Source organism: Pseudomonas typographi (assembly GCF_014694385.1).
Lineage (GTDB): Bacteria > Pseudomonadota > Gammaproteobacteria > Pseudomonadales > Pseudomonadaceae > Aquipseudomonas > Aquipseudomonas typographi.
This window is the reverse complement of sequence record NZ_JAAOCA010000033.1, coordinates 45,846-61,936: the sequence shown is the minus strand read 5'-3', so window position 1 is coordinate 61,936 and position 16,091 is coordinate 45,846. Positions and strand designations below refer to the sequence as shown.

The following is a 16,091-nucleotide window of genomic DNA, read 5'->3' as shown; positions in this document are numbered from 1 at the left end:
CCGTACGCGTATCTCAAGGATGTGCTGATGCGGTTGCCGACGCAGAAGGCTAGTGAGATCGAGCAACTCCTGCCACATCAGTGGATGCCGGGCTGACCTGCGCAAGGCGTATTCCCCGTACGCTTACGGTTCAGCTCCCGCAGTGCCGCACCCAGGTCAAATCGCAGCGCTTGTTGTACGGTTTCGGTACGCTGGACCAGGGGGCGGAACGCCCTTACACCGGGCAGATATCGTTGATGCGCCAGCGCCGTACCCGCAACGGCTCAATGCGGGTGGGGTACTGCTGCGACGCAACGGCATCGACATAGCCGCCATTGGTGACATCTGGCACAGCCAGTCGCTGCCCGGTCAGCCACTCGTACAGAAACCCCGTGCGGCGGGCATATTGGCCAAAGGGCGCCTGCCGGCACCAGGCTTCGATGGGCGCCGGGCCTACTGCCGCAAACAGACGGGCAAAAACTCGAGGTGAATTTCTTCGTACTTGAGCCCAAATTCGAAATGCCCCGCGAAATCGTCCGCCGGCTGGTAGCTGGCGGGATAGGTGTTCTCGACATGTCCATTGCTCTCGCGGCTCCTGCGTGTCGTACCGATCAACGACTCGACGCGCAGGGGCTGCGCAAGCGCGATACCGTAGCGATCTGCAAGTGCCTTGAATCCTGCCTGCATAGCCGAATCCCTAACGAGCGCTAGAAAATGATAACCAGAAGAAGATGGTACGCGAAAACAGTAATCCTAAGAGTGCGAAGGCGCTAACGGCGACTTGAATTTGATAATGGTTAGGCTGTTCTCGGCGAAAACGATAACGCAGGGATGCACTTCTTTGGGCGCTTAACCTCGGCAGGGGCCAGCCACGCCTGCTGGTGGTGTGGCTTGATGGCGCGGCCTTCGGGTTTGGCTGCACTGTTCTTCAGCTACAGGGCGGGAACATTGAACCGCAGCCTGCGAGGGTCACAACACTCCCTTATCTTGGGATGGCCAACGATTGGCCGGACGACCGGCCATGAGTTCAGTATTGGAATCAAGATCGAATGATCATTTTGAAGCCAACCCACGGTCGGTTGCGCCATAGAGCCCCTACACCTGCGCAGCGCTGCAGTGGCGGCTATAGAGTTGCACCCTAGGGATTATCTAAATCGGCTCCAGCACTATCCAAGATGCCAGTGACTCCTCCTTCGAGGTCCGGCGTAACGTAAGCCTGGCCGATCCCCCCGTGGCGGATTGGTGTCACTGTCATCGCAAAGCGCGAGAACAATGCACTCAACCACGCGGCGGCGTATGCATAGGTATGCAGCCCGTTGTTGTCATGGAACAACTCGCCGCGCTCACTGCGGCTCAGGGTCAGCGGGTTATAGCCACAGGCTGCATAGTAGGAAAAGCGCGCCAGTAGCGCAGGTAGCGACGTTTGGTACGCGCTGAGCAACAGCGAACAACCCGAGCGTGCGATGCTACCCACGGCCGACTCGACTGCGGTGATGTTGCCGAAGCAGTTGAACGGGATGAATATCAAAATATCGCTTGGCAGAATTCCATCCAGTTCTCGCACGATGATCTCATCGATCTGCTCCGCGCTTCCCACCACCAGCTTGCACTCCCTTTCACCAAAATCAGGTTGCTTGGCAAGGCCTTGCCGAATATAGCGTTCGACCGGGTCCACCCCAAGGTAGTGCTTCCCAGCCGCCCGGCACCATTCGGCGTGCGTGCCCTCGTGGCAGCCAATTTCGACAATGGCGTGCTTGTGCCGCGCCGCCGCGGCCAGCAAAGCACGTTCCGACTGCAGGAAAGCGCTAATGGCCGGAGGGAAATGATCGTCGCTGAACAACCGATCACCCGAACCAGAGGCGTAGAACCCAGCGCTATCACCCGGCTGGGAGGGGCTGTCGAGGATCGTCATCAACTGCATACACCATCATCGGAGATATGAATTGAACAGTATTCGTCTAGCAGAGCGCCAGCCTGCTCCTGAGTTGTCGCGGGGTTGAGCCATTCGGAGGGATAGAAGAAGCGCATCAGCAATGCCTGGCGCTGCTCACCTACACAGGTTCGCCGCGAATCGGCATGCAGGCTGCCAAAAAAAACCAGGTCATCCCTTACCGCCGGAATTCCCTCGAGCTTTATCGCCTTGTCGGCGATACCCCGGTACTGCGCGTGCGCACTACCCACCGCGAACGAGATTGAGCCCTGGATACAGTTCGCGTCGTAGGAGCCGATGCACACGCCGTAGCGTAGCGAAATGTAATTGCCTATATCGACCACAGGGTTGACGCTTACCAGCGGCTTCGCTGCTAGCTGCCTGCGGCTGAGCGCGTCATAGGAGGGCCTATAACGCGAGGGGGCAGTGCCACAAGCCTTCAATAGCTTATGGGTGCCCTCGGTGTGCTGTTGCGTCGATGGATCACGATGGCTGGCCGCCCCTGCCATGCGCCGCAAAGGCAGACAATAAGCGCCGGTGTTGTTTCGCACCCGGTAGGAGAGGTAGCCGACTCGAAGGGATGGCCGGGCAGCGGACAATTCAGGAGGCATCTGTATCATGGAGGCGCTCGCTCAGACGATGCTGTTCAATTTTTGATAAAGCCCGTCCAGTACCTGCAGTTCGGCTAGGCTGGCCATGCTCACCCCCGGCATGCAATACCGCGTCGAAGCTTCACCGAATATCCTGGAGATGACCGGCGCGCGAAGGTCCTGCTCATCAATGGCCCACGCCAGGTAGTGGTTCTTATTGCCCTGCGGTTGCCGCAATGGATGCTGTACCGCCCAGTTCATGCTGATGCACTTGGGCTGCCCCACATCGCGCTGCCACGCGCCGATGAGCTCCAGCAGGGCCACCCGCTGGGTTTGGCTTTCCCCCAGCCCGAACAACAGCGACAACCCGCAGTCAATGCCCGCGCCCGCTAGAAAGCGCAAAGCCCGTTCGCTTCTGTGCACCCAACCGTTGTCCGTCGCGTCACTGCACAGCAGGTCACTTTTGTGGCTGCCCCTGGATGCCCCGCGATTTTTGTGCATCGCCGCCGCAAGATCCTCGTCCGGCGTCTCCAGCCCCATAAAAAGGTAGCGCAGGCCATTATCAGCTAGCCGCGCGATCTGTACCTGGCGGTTCGGGTCATTGACCATGTCAACGGTGAGCTGACCACCGAACACAATCCCCAACCCCTGCGTCTCAATAAGGTCGGACAAGCGTGCCAGTGACGCAGCGTTGCCCTGCAGCAGAATCGAATCTTCGACAAAAGCGCTGATCGTAGCCTCGCTGGCTTGGGTTTGGGCCAAATTGGCGATGGTGTGCAACTGGCGGAACAGCCGTTGATGCGCCGTCGCCATGCCTTGGAGCTTACCGTTGATTGCCTGGGCTTCGCTGCAGAAACCACACGAATAGATACAACCCTTGCTGGTGTCGCTATAGGCATGCGCCGTCAGGTCGGTTCGAAAGACCGGGAATGTCGAGGTCACTTGAAACAGCGCTGCGGGTACCGGCAAATTGTCGTAATCCAACGGTAGTTTCGGGCTCGTGACATGCCTGACGGCGCCCCCGTCAAGCCAGGCAGTGGTCCAGTCCCCCCGAATGCAGAGGTTCTCCGCTAGGTAGGTCGCAATATTGGACGCATTCAACTCCGTGCCGGTCAAGCCTGCAACGGCGACACCGATTTCCCTGATCAGTTCTTCGCCATCACCGGAAACGACCAAATCGAAGATCGGTCCGATATCGCCCCGATCCATAGCGGCAATCGGAGAGCCTGGGTGCAGTCGAAGTTCCCCTGCGCTCAGGTAAGTGGTCTCGATCACATGCTTGCCGCCGATAACTACGATTACTTTCGATCCCAATGCCTGCTTGATTCGTGTAGCCACCTGGACAGCGCCTGGAAAGGAGATGGACATCGCGCCGATCAATACGAGATTGGGCCGCACACTGGCCAGTGCGGGGTCGAGCCAGGCAAAGGTTTCGTGCAGGTAGTCCGACATGAACACAGCATTGGCCAGGCCCCCTGCGCTATTCCAGTTACTGCGTCCCCATACCCCGATGCCCTGACGGGCATCATGGGCACATACTCTGATAGCATTTTGCAAACTGAACGGCGTACTGCTGTTGAGGTGTTGCTCATGGCCGACAGGGCGAAACTGCCAGTGCGGAGCACTGATCGCCAGAACTCTCAGCATTTGGATATCCTTATCTGAAATAACGCGGGCTATTCTGTTATCCGTCGCGACAGCGCCAGCGCGCGGTAGCGCGCGCCGAAGGTGGCCGCAAGGGTCCCCGCAACGATCAACCCGGTTGCGGCGATGATCCTCAGATCGAGCGTCAGTACGCCAGCAATTACCAAAAGCAACGTCGAGATCAGCGGTGCCAGGTATGAAACCGCCCCGAGAAATTCCGTATCACCGCTTTTTGTGGCTAGATCCCAAGCAAAGAACGCCAGGCCCACCGGGCCCAGCCCTAGCAGCAAGATCGCCACAGCGGCTTGGGTATCGGGCATGACCGTCTGTTCAAACAGCATGTGGCAGATGGCTCCGCCAAGGGATACCAGCCCGCAAATACCGCCAATCACGCTGACCGGTGCACCTTCATAGCGCTTGTTGAAAACCGAATAACTCGACCACACTAGGGCGCAGCACAATTCCGCGGCATAGCCAAGCATCGTCCGAGGCGTGAGCGCACTGCTTTCGGGCTGAAGGATCACGGCAGTGCCGGCCAAACCTAGGCAGGCCCCTAGCAGGCACATTCGGTTGAGCCGACCTTTCGCCCGCGCGGTACTGAACAGCACGATCAGCAGTGGCCATAGGTACGCGATCATGCTGGCCTGCGCTGGGGGCGCGGCTTTGAGTGCGAAAAAATAGAAGGCGTGATAGAGGAAGATGCCGGCGAAGCCGGAGATCCACACTTCCGGTGGCTGGCGCCAAGCCCTGAACCCGCCGCGCCAACCCGCGATGGCGGCCAAGCATGCCAGGGCGAACGGAATAGCGAACGATAGACACAACAGTTGAAACGGGGGCACGCCCTGCGTGCGCGCGGTCAACAACGCGAGCGAGGCCCACATCACGATGGCCAATAGGCCGCAAGCGTTGGCTGTCTTTCGCAGCCGGGTGCTTTTGGTGGAAATAGCGTGCAGCATTTCGGACATTGGGAATGCTCGTACCCTTCGATGGACTACCGAAATGTACGACGCGGCCCCTATGCACGGCTTGCAAGATCCTGCTTTTTTTTGTTATCGACTGCACGCTGGCAGCGTGCCTTGCCGCGGATACTTGCTCGGCGGGCCGATCAGGTGCTCACACGCCTGAGCTTGGCCGGTGTGATGCCGCGGGTGCGTTTCATGGCGTGGGTCAGCGCGCTTTGATCGGAAAAACCGCTGGCGTGAGCGATGGCACTGATGGGCAGGTTGCCGCTGCAGAGCAGGCTGATAGCTCTCTCAATGCGCAACTCCAGCAAGTAGGCGTGGGGCGTAGCCTGCATCGACTGATGGAACAGGTAATTGAGCTTCCTTTCGCTGACCCCAGCAGCCAACGCCACGTGCTTGCAGGTGATCGCCTGGTCTATGTTGGCGCGCATGAACGCTGTGGCTTTCGCCAATGGCTCGGGTTTCGTAGCGCACGGTGCTTGGGGATCCGAGGCGATAGAGCCCAGGGCTAGCCTCACCCAAGCATCGGCGTTGACCGCATGTCGCTGCTGGCCCGCGTCTTTGAGGTAGGCGAGCAGATGATTGAAGGACAAGGGCACCGTAAAAAATGGCTCGTTAACCGTACGAGACGTCCATGAGTCAACGCTGTCGCCCATCATGAAATCGATCGGTATATCTGCCACGACGTACTGGCTGCCGGAAGATGCGCTGAACTCATGGTGGCAGGCGGCGGGTATCAACACGCCCCTGGCATTCGTCAGATACCCTCCAGAGCCATTGATCTCTATTTCCATCGTGCCGTTGGTGGGGATGACCAGTTGGTGAAAATCATGCACATGCAGGCTGGCGCCTTCGGCATACGACTTAAGCGAAATGATCGGGTCCATAGGCTCTCCATGCCAATTTTGCCCTGTTGCCCTGCTACGCCTAACAAAAGCGCAGACCATTGGAAACGAGGCCACCGCCATTAAAGAACGAGGCTGACAGTACTGCTGGAACAGTGTTCTGTCCAGCGAGCACTATGGGATGCACAAAGGCCTGAACAGCCTTTTGGCTGATCGGGCTGGGTTACGGGCGTTAGCTTCATCGGAACGAAAATGGGCAACGCTGGCGCCCTCCGATCGCCCTAAGCCGGTATCCATTTCTGAACAAGATTGGCGTTGATGTCACGGCGTAGGGTTACGCTGGCCATCGTTCGTGAGGGGCTGGGGAGCAAACCTACTAAGGCCCGCCGATAAGGACGATGGTGCCCGCGGGCACCCACGCGGTAAACCTTGGATTTGGGGTGACTTCCCCAGCCGCTCAGCGCGAAGTGGGCAGATGCGATCAGTGCATCGCAGTCGTCCGGCGGGGCTCCCCGCCCCACTTGATCAATCGGGATTATCGCTAGGCAGGCGCGGGCGCTGCGAGCGATCGCGAATGGCGATTTCTGAAACGTGCGGAAAAAGTCATAGGCGGCTTCGGGGTCGTGTCCGGTAGCGCGGTGAGGCCTTCGCGGTCGCAGCCACTTAAAGCCCATTGGACGCCTGCAAGGCAACCGCCTTGATCATCCCAGCCCAGATAAATGGCCGGGCACCGCTTCCATATCCTTACATCGTCACAAGCTGATCGTCACCCGCTGCTGCTCCCCCTTGGCGGCCCCCTTGTAAGCGGTGACCTCGATCTCGAACAGGTACTCCGGGCCGCCTAATTGGCCGCAGCTCACGCAGTGGGCATGGTCAATGCCACGGAGACGCTCGCCAATGAAAGCCATCACCGCGGGTACATCGGCCTGGTTGGGGATGAAGATGCGCGAGCGCACCACATCGGCCAATTCCGAGCCCAGCGCCTGCAAGGCGCCTTCGACGTTGCGTAGGGCGTTCTCGGCCTGGCCCAGGGCGGTGTCGGGCATTACCCGGGTCTTGTAGTCGCGCCCGGAGGTCAATGACATAAAGATCCAGTTGTCCACGCACACGGCGCGCGAAAAACTTTCTTTTTCTTCCAGAATGCTGCCGGATTTCAATTTTACGATGGTAGCCACGGGTCAGTATTTCCTCTGCTTTTAAGCATCAGTGCCAGGCGACCTTCTGCATGAACGCCTGGGTGCGGGGTTGTTGGGGTTGGGTGAACAGTTGCTCGGGCGGGGCCATCTCGACGATGCGGCCTTTGTCCATCATCGCCACTTGGTCGGAGACTTCGCGAACGAAGCGCATTTCATGGGACACCAGCAGCATGGTCATGCCGTCGCGGGCCAGTTGGCGCACGCTGTCAAGCACCTCGCCGACCAGCTCTGGGTCCAGCGCGGAGGTGATTTCGTCAAGCAATAAAATCTGCGGTTGCAACGCCAGGGCACGGCTGATTGCCACTCGCTGCTGCTGGCCCCCGGAGAGCTGCGCCGGGTACACGTTGGCTTTGTCCTTCAAGCCCACTTTGCTTAGCAGCGTCATGGCCTCGTCGCGCACCTTGCGTTCGTCCCGCTTTTGCACCCGGGTGGGGGTTACCATGACGTTGCGCAGCACGCTCATGTTGTTGAACAGGTTGTACTGCTGGAACACGATGGCGATTTTTTCCCTGGCAGCACGCACGCTGGCTGCCGAGCCGTAGTCCACCGCCTGCTCGCCAATGCTGATGCTGCCCCCGGTAGGTTGCGTCAACCCCATGATGACCCGCAGCAGCGTGCTCTTGCCTGAGCCGGAGCCGCCAATAAGGCTGACCACCTGGCCTTTTTCGACGCTCAGGCTGAGGCCGTCGAGCACCGGTTGCGAGCCGTAGGAACATGAAAGGTTATTGATATCCAAGTGCGGCATGGGTTATCTCCGGTCCAAGAGCGCTGGGTTGGGCAGGGCGGGTGTGATGGGCGTGGTACCGGCGGGCATGGCGTCGGCCGTGGGGTTGAAGGCGCGCTGCGTGCATTGTTCCAGCCAAGCTCCGAGCAGGCTCAGCGGCCACGACAGTGCGAAGTACACCAACATCACCAGCCCGTAGATCAAAAACGCCGAGTAGCCGCGGGTGATGAGAATTTTGCCGGCGAACGTCAGCTCCACCACCCCCAACTGCGATGCCAGGGCGGTGTCCTTGATGAACGACACCATAAAGCTGAACGCTGGGGGCAACACTACTTTCCAGGACTGGGGCAGCATTACCGTAAACAGGATTTGCAGCGGGCTGAAGTTCAGGGTTTTCGCGGCGTCGATCTGCGGTTGCGGCACCGAGTCAAAGCCTGCTCGGAAGATTTCCGCCAGGTAGGCGGTGGCAATCAGGCACACGGCGATCAGCGCGATGCTGAAGAACGACAGGTTGGTGCCCAGGGCCTGCAATACGAACAGGGTCAGGAATAACGTGACCAGAAACGGGATTCGCCGCATCAGCTCGACGAACACCACCAGCACCATGCGCAGCGGCAACAGGTACAGCGTGCGACTGCGGCGCAGGCAGGCTACCACCAGGCCCACCAGCAGGCCGCAGCTGCAACCGGCCACGGCCAGCGCCAGGGTACTCAAGGCTGCCTGCAGCAAAAAGGTGAAAGTGAAGCCGGTGAACAGTTGGTGAAGTTGTACCGAAAGCGGCAGCATCAGATAAACCTCGCTCGAACGCGCAGGCAGAAGTAGCCCACGGCATACAGAAACAAGCTGGCGATGAAGGTCAGCACCACGTAGATGGCCCCGGCCACGCTGAAGGCCTCGATACTGCGCATGGTGGTGGAGCTGATCTCGATGGCCTTGCCGGCCAGTTCATCCACGCCGAACAGGCCGCCGATGGAGCTGCCCAGCACGATCCAGATGAAGAAATTCGACAGCATCGGGTACAGCGTCTGTGCCAGGTGTGGCAGGGTCACATAGCGAAAGCGCTGGCAGGTGTTCATGTTCAAGGTGGCGGCGGCCTCAAGCTCGGCTTGACGGACCGAGGCCAGGCCGCCACGGAAAATATCGGTCAGGTATGCACCGGCGTTCAGTGACAGGCCGATCAGCACCGCCTGCATCGGCGTGAGCACAATGCCCACGTCTGGCAGGCCGTAGAACAGCACGAACAGCTGGATCAAGGAGGGCGTGTTAGTGAAGAACACGACATAAGCCCGCACCGACCGACGCAGCCATGGCCGGCCGTGGCGTTGGGCCAGGGCGCCGCCAAGGCCGATCAGCACGCCCACCCAGAACGCGACGAAGGCAACCAGCAGGGTAGTGATGGCGCCGGCGAGCAGGTCCGGCCAGTGCCGAAGTATTTCACCGAACTGCAGCGAGTAATTCATAGGCGGCCTCCCGGGCGCAGGGCAGGGCGGTCAGAAGTACGGTGAGGGCTGTACTTTCACCAGCATCGGGGCCTTGAACCACTGCTCCCACGTCTGGTTGACGAAGCCACTGGTGTGCAGGTTGTACAGCGCTATGTTGAGCAGGTCGCGCAGGGCGGTGTTGTTCTGCGCCACCCCGATGCCGTCATAGCCGGTGTTCAGCGCCTCGGGCATGGTCACCCAGTGGGTGTCGGGGTAGTTCTTGGTGAAGGGCACGTAGAACTCGATGTTCTCCACCAGCGCGTCGGCGCGGCCCTGGGCAATCGAACGGATAGTGTCGGCCATGGTGTCGACATATAGGATCTTGGCGTTGGGCAGGTTCTGCTTGAGGAAGTCAGCCGTCCACACGCCGCGAATCAATACCAGGGTGTATTTGGCGTCATTGAGTTCCTTCCAACTGCTGATCTTGACTTTGTCAGTGGTCAGCACCCCCATCGACTCGGTGTGCAGCGGCACTGTGTAGCTGATCAGCTTGGCGCGCTCGACCGTGCGGGTCAGCCCTCCCAGGCAGATGTCGATACGGTCGCTGACCAGGAATGGCACGCGCTGGGCGATCTCGGTCATCACGAACTCAGGCTTCACGCCGATGCTTTCGGCCAGCTTCTTCGCGACGTCGATGTCAAACCCTTCCAGTTCGTTGGTACTGCCCAGTGCCGACTGCGGTGGCGAGTTGGGCAGCACACCCACCCGCAGCACGCCACTTTTGAGAATGTCATCCAGCGGCCTTGCCTGCGCCGGCAGTTGCGCCCCAATCACCCACAGCAAACCGAGTACGGCAACGGAAAATCGCTTGAGCATGCTTGACTCCGGACGTTAATCATCGGCCGCAACGAGGATCGAGACGGCATCTTTTTTGATGATTATCAACAATCCGTGGAGTGTCAATGGGGGGTGCCCCGGCGCAGGGAGGTGCTTTTCGGGAGGTGCTTATGGGGTCTGTAAGGCAAAGGAGGGACGGCGCCTTCGATTCAAGATTGCAGTTAAGCTACTGAATATCAATATGTTTATGCGGGTTTCAGGGGTGCCGCACTAGAAAGGGCCAAGGCAAATAGCATGTGATTCATGCCCTTAGGCAGGGCGGGCTTGCAAGGTATTCGTAGCCAAGTGCACGTTATTGGTGCATAAAATAATTTGGCTTTTTACAAAAGGGTATGGCCGCTGCCGTCAGGCAGCGGCACAAGGAATCACCCGTGGGCCAACCCCGAACCGACATGGGCCAGGTAACGCTCTACCGCGCGATCAAACTTCGCCTGCCAGATGTGCTCGGCCCGCAGCAGGTCGCGAGCCTTGATGGCCTCGTACAATGCCAGCACGTAATTGATCGCATCGCCTTCGCGGTCGGTGTAGGCGATGCGCGAGAGATTGTTGAACCTGCGCACTTCAGCGCTCAGTTCGGCGAAATAGCGCTCGCAGCGCTCCTGGCCGCTGGCCTCGACGATAGCCTGCTGGAAGGCCAGATCGTTGTCCACGGACGCGGCCTGGTCAGCTTGGCGGGCCAGCTTGAGCGCTTTGTTGGCCATGCTTTCCAGATGTTTCAGGGTCGCCGGTGTCAGTTGGCCTTCACGGCTCAGCAGCGCCTTGAGCGCCAATTTTCCCAGGGCCGAACGCAGGCTGTAGACCTCCAGGATCATGTCCACGCTGAGTTCTGCGACGATCGCGCCGCGGTTCACCCGTATCTCCACCAATCCCTCGCGGCTGAGCAGGCGCAATGCCTCGCGTACCGGGTGACGAGAAATGTTCAGTTGGTCCGTGAGCTGTTTCTCGATCAGCCGGTCACCGGGCTTGAACCCGCCGTCGATGATCGCGGCGCGGATCTGCGCCGCAGCGTATTCCGCGCTTTCCATGTTGCTCATTGGTGCGAGCATCGTCGCCGTTTTTTTGCTGCTGGAAACCATAGTCCTGGCTCACGTTGAAGAGTACCCCGAGTTTATCACGGGGTAAGGCCAGCTGCAGATGATCAACAATTTTCTGATCACCGCTTGACCGATTGTTGACAATCTGCAATTTTAAAAATGTCTTCACGCCATAGTGGGCTTTTCACCGTGATCCTTCCCGCCATTTCCCCCGCACTGCCAGACAACTTCAAGCAGGCCATGCGCCGCCTGGCAGCGGCGGTCAGCGTCATCACTTGTGCCGATGAACAACAGTGGTTCGGCCTGACGGCTACCGCGGTCACCTCGCTGTGCGTGGAGCCAGCCTCGATCATCGTGTGCATCAACATCGCGTCGTCGGTACTGCCAGCCCTCAACGGTTCGCGGCGCTTTTGCGTGAACCTGCTCACCACTGAGCAGCACAGTATTTCCAGCAATTTCGGTGGCCGCTTGAAGGGCGCAGAGCGCTTCAGCGAAGGGCACTGGGAGCTGGACAAGGGCGGTGTGCCCTACCTGGTCGGTGCCCAGGCCAACCTGTTTTGCGAACTGGACAACAGCATCGCCTACGGCACCCACCTGATTGTGATCGGCCTTGTGACCCAAGTGCATTGCGCCGAGGCGGTGGCGCCGCTGATTTACCAGAACGGCAGCTACGCCGGCACCGCGCCCTTGGCTGCGTCTTTTTGAAATGGCCGGTGACCACCGGCCTTCGCCCTGGCCCCGCCAGGCTACACGTTAGGAGCACGTATCCATGAAGTTTGGCATTTTCAGCCTGATGACCTTGCGCGACCATCCACAGGGTGCCGCCGGCGTGATGGCCGATACCCGTGAAATGGTGCAAGCCGCCGAGCAGGCTAATTTCGATATCGCTTGGTTCGCCGAGCACCACTTCTGCAACTACTCCTCGTCGCCTTCGCCGCTGATGATGGCCAGTTACGCCGCTGGGTGGACCTCGAAAATCAAGCTCGGGGCCGGCGTGCTGGTCCTGCCCCTGTACAATCCGCTACGCGTGGCGCAGGAGATCGCCTTGCTTGACGTGCAGTCCCAGGGCCGCGCTGTGATCGGCCTGGGTACAGGGTACCAGGCATTCGAGTTCGAACGTTTCGGCGTCGACATCCACGACAAAGTCGAGATTTTCCTGGAGTACTGGGAAGTGATCGAGCAAGCGTTGACCCAAGGCGTGGTCGAGTTTCAGGGCAAGCACATCCAGGTGCCACGCACCACCTTCTCGGTCAGCCCGATCCAGAAGCCGCTGCCACCTGTGTACTACACCTCCACGGGGCCGGCGCTGCTGGAGCGCTTCAAGAACACCGATGCCGTGCCGTTCCTGGCAGCCAGCACGTTGGGCTCGCCGGTGCTGTACAAGATGATCGACGGCCTCAACGCCAACTGGGAAAAAGTCAGCGTGGCACCGAAAAGCAAACCGCTGTCGATCATGCAGTACGTGCACGTCACCGACAGTCGCAGCGAAGCCCTAGAAGCAGGCGAGCGTGCGCGCTACGTGGGCAGGCTGGCCCATCATTTGCGTCATAACACCTTGCCCATGGATGGCAACTTCATTCGTGACCAGGCCGTGGACGGCGAACAGAGTATTGAACAGTACGCCGCCAACATCGTCTGCGGCAGTGTGGAAGAGGTGGCCGCGAAGATGATCGACAACATTCAACGCCTGGACCCGTCGCACTTCGCCTGCAACTTCCAGTTTGGCTGCATGCCGCTGGCGCGCGCGCGCCGCTCACTGGAGCGGTTCACCACTGAAGTGCTGCCACTGGTCGAGCGTGAGCTGGGCCCGCTGGAAAACATCGGCAAGCGCTGATGGGTTTGACCCGTACCGCGCGAAACAGCGTGGGCGTACCGTGCCTTGCAGCACATGTCTCGACTGCCGCTTGATGGGTATGCGTGCACGCATGCCTGAAAGGCCCGCAAGGGTCGGCTGTATCGGAGTGGCACGCCATGTTCGGTTATACCTTCTATTGGTCTCTGGTCTGGGATGCGATCCCCGAGCTGCTTGCAGGTGCCTGGCTCACGGTACAACTGGCAGCGCTGTCGATGCTGCTGGGCACTGTGTTCGGCCTGCCGCTGGCGGTGGCCCGCCGGCAGGGCGAGGGGCGCGCGTATCGCCTGGCCACCGCGTGGGTGGAGCTAGCGCGTAACACGCCAACGCTGTTCCAGATCTACATGATGTACTTCGGCCTGGGCGCGCTGGGCATCCAGATCAGCAGCTACTGGGCCGTGTTGATCGCACTTACCTTCAACAACACCGGTTACCTGGCGGAGATCTTCCGCGGCGGGCTGGCGGGCATCGCTCGCCAGCAGTTGGCGGCGGCACGGTCCCTGGGGCTGAACCAGCGCCAGGGCTACCTGCATGTGGTGTTCCCACAGCTGTTGCGCATTGTGTTTCCTGGCTACGTCACGCAGGCGGTGTGGGCCATGCTCAATACCTCGCTGGGAATGCTGGTGGGGCTGCAAGAGCTCAGTGGCGCAGCGCAGTCGGCCCAGTCGGTGAGCTTCCGCAGCTTCGAATTCTTCCTGATAACCGCCTTGATCTACTACGTGATCGCCAAGCTCATCGAGTTTGGCGCGCGCGCGGTTTTCTGGCGCTGGTTGAGGACCTGATCATGCAATTCGTTCTCTCGGACCCGTCCCTGCATTGGCGTGATCTGTGGTTTCTACTGCAGGGCGCCGGGCACACGTTGTGGGTAACGCTAGTGGCCGGACTGCTAGGCACCTTGGGCGGCATTCTGCTGGGCTGGATGCGCTTCGGCTCAGTATGGCTGCGTTGGTTCACCGCGCCCTACGTGGATGTGGTGCGCAGTGTGCCGATGATCATTCAGTTGATCCTCGCCAACAGCTTCCTGGCGCTCTCCGGGCTGGGCGTCAATGCCTTCTGGTTGTCGGTACTGGTGCTCAGTTCGTCCATGGCGGTGGTCACCAGCGAAGTGGTGCGCGGGGGCCTGGAAGCCGTGCCGCCCACCTATCGCCGCGCGGCGCGTTCGCTGGGCATCAATTGGTTGCAGGAGTTCTGCCACATCAGTGCGCCGCTGGCGCTGCGCACCAGCTTCGCGGCCTGGGTCGGGCTGCTGTTGGGGCTGGCCAAGGACAGCGCGCTGGTCAGCGTGGTCGGCTACGTGGAGTACATGAAGTCTACCCAAATCCTCATCACCCGTACCCATGAAGCCTTGTTACTGCTGTTGGGCGTGGGGCTTTTCTATTTTGTGATCTGTTACCCGGTATCGCGCTACAGCGCGCGCCTGGAAAGGAGGATGGCGCTGTGATCGATATTCGTGGCGTTCGCAAGCATTTCGGCAACATCGAGATTCTCAAGGGCATCGACCTGGACGTGAACAAGGGCGAGTTGCTGTGCCTGCTCGGCGCCAGTGGTTCGGGCAAGTCCACCTTGCTGCAGTGCATCAATGGCCTGGAGCCCATCCAGGGCGGCAGCATCAAGGTCGACGGTATCGAGGTGCATGCCGCCTCGACGGACCTGAACATGCTGCGCCAGCGCCTGGGCATCGTGTTCCAGCAGTTCAACGCCTTCCCGCACCTGAAGGCCTGGGAGAACGTGGCCCTGGCGCCACGCCTGGTGCAAGGCAAAAGCCGCCGCGAAGCGCACGAGATAGCCCTGCATCACCTAGCCCACGTGGGCCTGGCGGAAAAAGCCGACCTCTTGCCTTCTCGCCTGTCCGGTGGGCAACAGCAGCGCTTGGCCATCGCCCGGGCATTGGCCATGAAACCTACCTACATGTTGTTCGACGAGGTGACCTCCGCGCTGGACCCTGAGCTGGTCGGCGAGGTGCTCGACACCATGCGCCTATTGCGCCAGGAGGGGATGACCATGGTGGTGGTTACCCACGACATCACCTTTGCACGCAACTCCAGCGACCGCGTCGCCTTCCTGCACCAAGGCACCGTGGCCGAGATCGGCACCGTGAGCCAGGTGCTAGGCCAACCCCGCAGCGAGCACACGCAGAAGTTTCTGCGGCGTGAGCATTGCTGAACATTCGTTTTTTCATTGCTTAAGGTTCGACCATGAATAAAACCGTATTGGTTATGGCCATGGCGTTGGCCGCCGGGCAAAGCTGGGCCGCCTCTACACTCGACACCGTGGTGCAGGCCAAGGTGCTGCGCTGCGGCGTGATGCTCGATTCACCGCCATCGGGCTATCGCACCGCGGACAACCAGCCCGCTGGATATGACGTGGCCTACTGCGACGACTTGGCCAAGGCGTTGGGTGCCCGCGCCGAAATCGTCGAAACCCCGTCGCCGGACCGCATCCCGGCGCTGGTATCCAACCGCATCGACGTACTGGTGGCTTCAACCACCAACTCCACGGCGCGCGGGTTGTCGGTTGCCTTCAGCCAACCTTACTTAAGCGTGCCGATCGCCGTGCTGACCCGTGAGGGATCGGGCATAAGGGGCTGGGATGACCTCAAGGGCCACGCCCTAGGTGGGGTGACCGGCACCACCACCGAGCAATTCCTGAAAATGGCCATCGGCAGTTGGAAGGTGCCAAGCACCCATTACGTGGGTTACGGCAACGACAACGATTCCTACGTGGCGCTGGAGCAGGGCAAGGTCGACGCGATCCTGCTGTCGGTGCCGGTCTCCACGCTATTGATCAGGAGTGGGCAGTTCCCACACTTGCAACTGGCCGGCATGGCGCCGATGCCGCCAGACCTGCTGGCCATCGCGGTCAAACGCGGCGATACCGAGTTCCTCAACTGGACGCGCCTGTTCGTATGGAACCAGGTGGCGTCCGGCCGTTACAAGACCCTCTACAACCAATACTTCGCCCCGGGCGATGCGCCGTCGCTGAGCATCGGCGGCGTGGACTACTGATCTGCCTATCCC

General features: G+C 60.2%; 18 protein-coding genes and 1 pseudogene. 7 read left to right on the top strand and 12 right to left on the bottom strand.

What is annotated here, in order from left to right; genetic code table 11:
• Positions 1 to 96: transposase domain-containing protein (locus HAQ05_RS21995; RefSeq protein ID WP_190424563.1), on the top strand; the 96-nt coding region annotated here is incomplete at its 5' end.
• Positions 97 to 125: 29 nt separating this feature from the next.
• Here HAQ05_RS21995 and HAQ05_RS21990 read toward each other — a convergent pair.
• From HAQ05_RS21990 to HAQ05_RS21935, 12 genes and pseudogenes are all read right to left on the bottom strand, one after another.
• Positions 126 to 666, bottom strand: a pseudogene (locus HAQ05_RS21990) (Fic family protein); the annotation flags it as partial.
• Between the two features lie 451 nt (positions 667 to 1,117).
• Positions 1,118 to 1,891: a class I SAM-dependent methyltransferase gene (locus HAQ05_RS21985; RefSeq protein ID WP_190424555.1), complete on the bottom strand. Its 774-nt coding sequence runs from the start codon at positions 1,889 to 1,891 to the stop codon at positions 1,118 to 1,120.
• Entirely contained in the window at positions 1,891 to 2,529 is a 639-nt protein-coding gene (locus HAQ05_RS21980) for a phenylalanine--tRNA ligase beta subunit-related protein (protein WP_190424553.1), read from the bottom strand. The genes HAQ05_RS21985 and HAQ05_RS21980 overlap by 1 nt, the downstream gene beginning before the upstream one ends.
• Positions 2,530 to 2,541: 12 nt before the next feature.
• Positions 2,542 to 4,146 (bottom strand): hypothetical protein, encoded by a 1,605-nt coding sequence (locus HAQ05_RS21975; RefSeq protein ID WP_190424551.1) that lies wholly within the window; start codon positions 4,144 to 4,146, stop codon positions 2,542 to 2,544.
• Positions 4,147 to 4,175: 29 nt separating this feature from the next.
• The gene (locus HAQ05_RS21970; RefSeq protein ID WP_190424561.1) at positions 4,176 to 5,099 is read right to left on the bottom strand and encodes a DMT family transporter; all 924 of its coding nucleotides are present in this window, start codon (positions 5,097 to 5,099) and stop codon (positions 4,176 to 4,178) included.
• Between the two features lie 149 nt (positions 5,100 to 5,248).
• On the bottom strand, positions 5,249 to 5,992 hold the full coding sequence (locus tag HAQ05_RS21965) for an AraC family transcriptional regulator (RefSeq protein WP_190424549.1): 744 nt from the start codon (positions 5,990 to 5,992) through the stop codon (positions 5,249 to 5,251).
• Between the two features lie 710 nt (positions 5,993 to 6,702).
• On the bottom strand, positions 6,703 to 7,125 hold the full coding sequence (locus tag HAQ05_RS21960; protein ID WP_190424547.1) for a Rid family hydrolase: 423 nt from the start codon (positions 7,123 to 7,125) through the stop codon (positions 6,703 to 6,705).
• 28 nt (positions 7,126 to 7,153) lie between these two features.
• Positions 7,154 to 7,891, bottom strand: coding sequence for an amino acid ABC transporter ATP-binding protein (locus tag HAQ05_RS21955; RefSeq protein ID WP_190424544.1), 738 nt, complete (start codon positions 7,889 to 7,891; stop codon positions 7,154 to 7,156).
• Between the two features lie 3 nt (positions 7,892 to 7,894).
• Positions 7,895 to 8,656 (bottom strand): amino acid ABC transporter permease, encoded by a 762-nt coding sequence (locus tag HAQ05_RS21950; RefSeq protein WP_190424541.1) that lies wholly within the window; start codon positions 8,654 to 8,656, stop codon positions 7,895 to 7,897.
• Positions 8,656 to 9,330: an amino acid ABC transporter permease gene (locus tag HAQ05_RS21945; RefSeq protein WP_190424540.1), complete on the bottom strand. Its 675-nt coding sequence runs from the start codon at positions 9,328 to 9,330 to the stop codon at positions 8,656 to 8,658. Before HAQ05_RS21945 ends, HAQ05_RS21950 begins: the two co-directional genes overlap by 1 nt.
• Before the next feature lie 30 nt (positions 9,331 to 9,360).
• Complete coding sequence (locus HAQ05_RS21940) at positions 9,361 to 10,167, bottom strand: transporter substrate-binding domain-containing protein (protein ID WP_190424539.1); 807 nt, start codon at positions 10,165 to 10,167, stop codon at positions 9,361 to 9,363.
• A 386-nt stretch (positions 10,168 to 10,553) separates the two neighbouring features.
• Positions 10,554 to 11,213, bottom strand: a complete 660-nt coding sequence (locus tag HAQ05_RS21935) for a GntR family transcriptional regulator (RefSeq protein WP_202988106.1) — start codon at positions 11,211 to 11,213, stop codon at positions 10,554 to 10,556.
• Between the two features lie 168 nt (positions 11,214 to 11,381).
• On the opposite strand from HAQ05_RS21935, the gene HAQ05_RS21930 reads away from it, so the two are divergent.
• The 6 genes from HAQ05_RS21930 (at position 11,382) to HAQ05_RS21905 (ending at position 16,079) form a co-directional block, all read left to right on the top strand.
• Positions 11,382 to 11,927 (top strand): flavin reductase family protein, encoded by a 546-nt coding sequence (locus HAQ05_RS21930; RefSeq protein WP_202988105.1) that lies wholly within the window; start codon positions 11,382 to 11,384, stop codon positions 11,925 to 11,927.
• A 64-nt stretch (positions 11,928 to 11,991) separates the two neighbouring features.
• Positions 11,992 to 13,056: an LLM class flavin-dependent oxidoreductase gene (locus HAQ05_RS21925; RefSeq protein WP_190424535.1), complete on the top strand. Its 1,065-nt coding sequence runs from the start codon at positions 11,992 to 11,994 to the stop codon at positions 13,054 to 13,056.
• Between the two features lie 137 nt (positions 13,057 to 13,193).
• Positions 13,194 to 13,856: an amino acid ABC transporter permease gene (locus HAQ05_RS21920; RefSeq protein ID WP_190424533.1), complete on the top strand. Its 663-nt coding sequence runs from the start codon at positions 13,194 to 13,196 to the stop codon at positions 13,854 to 13,856.
• Between the two features lie 2 nt (positions 13,857 to 13,858).
• Positions 13,859 to 14,515: an amino acid ABC transporter permease gene (locus HAQ05_RS21915; RefSeq protein ID WP_190424531.1), complete on the top strand. Its 657-nt coding sequence runs from the start codon at positions 13,859 to 13,861 to the stop codon at positions 14,513 to 14,515.
• Complete coding sequence (locus HAQ05_RS21910; protein WP_190424529.1) at positions 14,512 to 15,237, top strand: ATP-binding cassette domain-containing protein; 726 nt, start codon at positions 14,512 to 14,514, stop codon at positions 15,235 to 15,237. Before HAQ05_RS21915 ends, HAQ05_RS21910 begins: the two co-directional genes overlap by 4 nt.
• A 32-nt stretch (positions 15,238 to 15,269) precedes the next feature.
• On the top strand, positions 15,270 to 16,079 hold the full coding sequence (locus HAQ05_RS21905) for a transporter substrate-binding domain-containing protein (RefSeq protein ID WP_190424528.1): 810 nt from the start codon (positions 15,270 to 15,272) through the stop codon (positions 16,077 to 16,079).
• The last annotated feature ends 12 nt before the right edge of the window (positions 16,080 to 16,091 follow it).

Excerpts from the sequence above, each read along its gene's own strand:
- HAQ05_RS21950 (WP_190424541.1), bottom strand. The coding sequence starts at position 8,656 with ATGCTGCCGCTTTCGGTACAACTTCACCAACTGTTCACCGGCTTCACT.
- HAQ05_RS21965 (WP_190424549.1), bottom strand. The coding sequence starts at position 5,992 with ATGGACCCGATCATTTCGCTTAAGTCGTATGCCGAAGGCGCCAGCCTG.
- HAQ05_RS21945 (WP_190424540.1), bottom strand. The coding sequence starts at position 9,330 with ATGAATTACTCGCTGCAGTTCGGTGAAATACTTCGGCACTGGCCGGAC.
- HAQ05_RS21975 (WP_190424551.1), bottom strand. The coding sequence starts at position 4,146 with ATGCTGAGAGTTCTGGCGATCAGTGCTCCGCACTGGCAGTTTCGCCCT.
- HAQ05_RS21985 (WP_190424555.1), bottom strand. The coding sequence starts at position 1,891 with ATGACGATCCTCGACAGCCCCTCCCAGCCGGGTGATAGCGCTGGGTTC.
- HAQ05_RS21905 (WP_190424528.1), top strand. The coding sequence starts at position 15,270 with ATGAATAAAACCGTATTGGTTATGGCCATGGCGTTGGCCGCCGGGCAA.
- HAQ05_RS21930 (WP_202988105.1), top strand. The coding sequence starts at position 11,382 with ATGTCTTCACGCCATAGTGGGCTTTTCACCGTGATCCTTCCCGCCATT.
- HAQ05_RS21970 (WP_190424561.1), bottom strand. The coding sequence starts at position 5,099 with ATGCTGCACGCTATTTCCACCAAAAGCACCCGGCTGCGAAAGACAGCC.
- HAQ05_RS21925 (WP_190424535.1), top strand. The coding sequence starts at position 11,992 with ATGAAGTTTGGCATTTTCAGCCTGATGACCTTGCGCGACCATCCACAG.
- HAQ05_RS21955 (WP_190424544.1), bottom strand. The coding sequence starts at position 7,891 with ATGCCGCACTTGGATATCAATAACCTTTCATGTTCCTACGGCTCGCAA.
- HAQ05_RS21920 (WP_190424533.1), top strand. The coding sequence starts at position 13,194 with ATGTTCGGTTATACCTTCTATTGGTCTCTGGTCTGGGATGCGATCCCC.
- HAQ05_RS21980 (WP_190424553.1), bottom strand. The coding sequence starts at position 2,529 with ATGATACAGATGCCTCCTGAATTGTCCGCTGCCCGGCCATCCCTTCGA.
- HAQ05_RS21935 (WP_202988106.1), bottom strand. The coding sequence starts at position 11,213 with ATGGAAAGCGCGGAATACGCTGCGGCGCAGATCCGCGCCGCGATCATC.
- HAQ05_RS21915 (WP_190424531.1), top strand. The coding sequence starts at position 13,859 with ATGCAATTCGTTCTCTCGGACCCGTCCCTGCATTGGCGTGATCTGTGG.
- HAQ05_RS21940 (WP_190424539.1), bottom strand. The coding sequence starts at position 10,167 with ATGCTCAAGCGATTTTCCGTTGCCGTACTCGGTTTGCTGTGGGTGATT.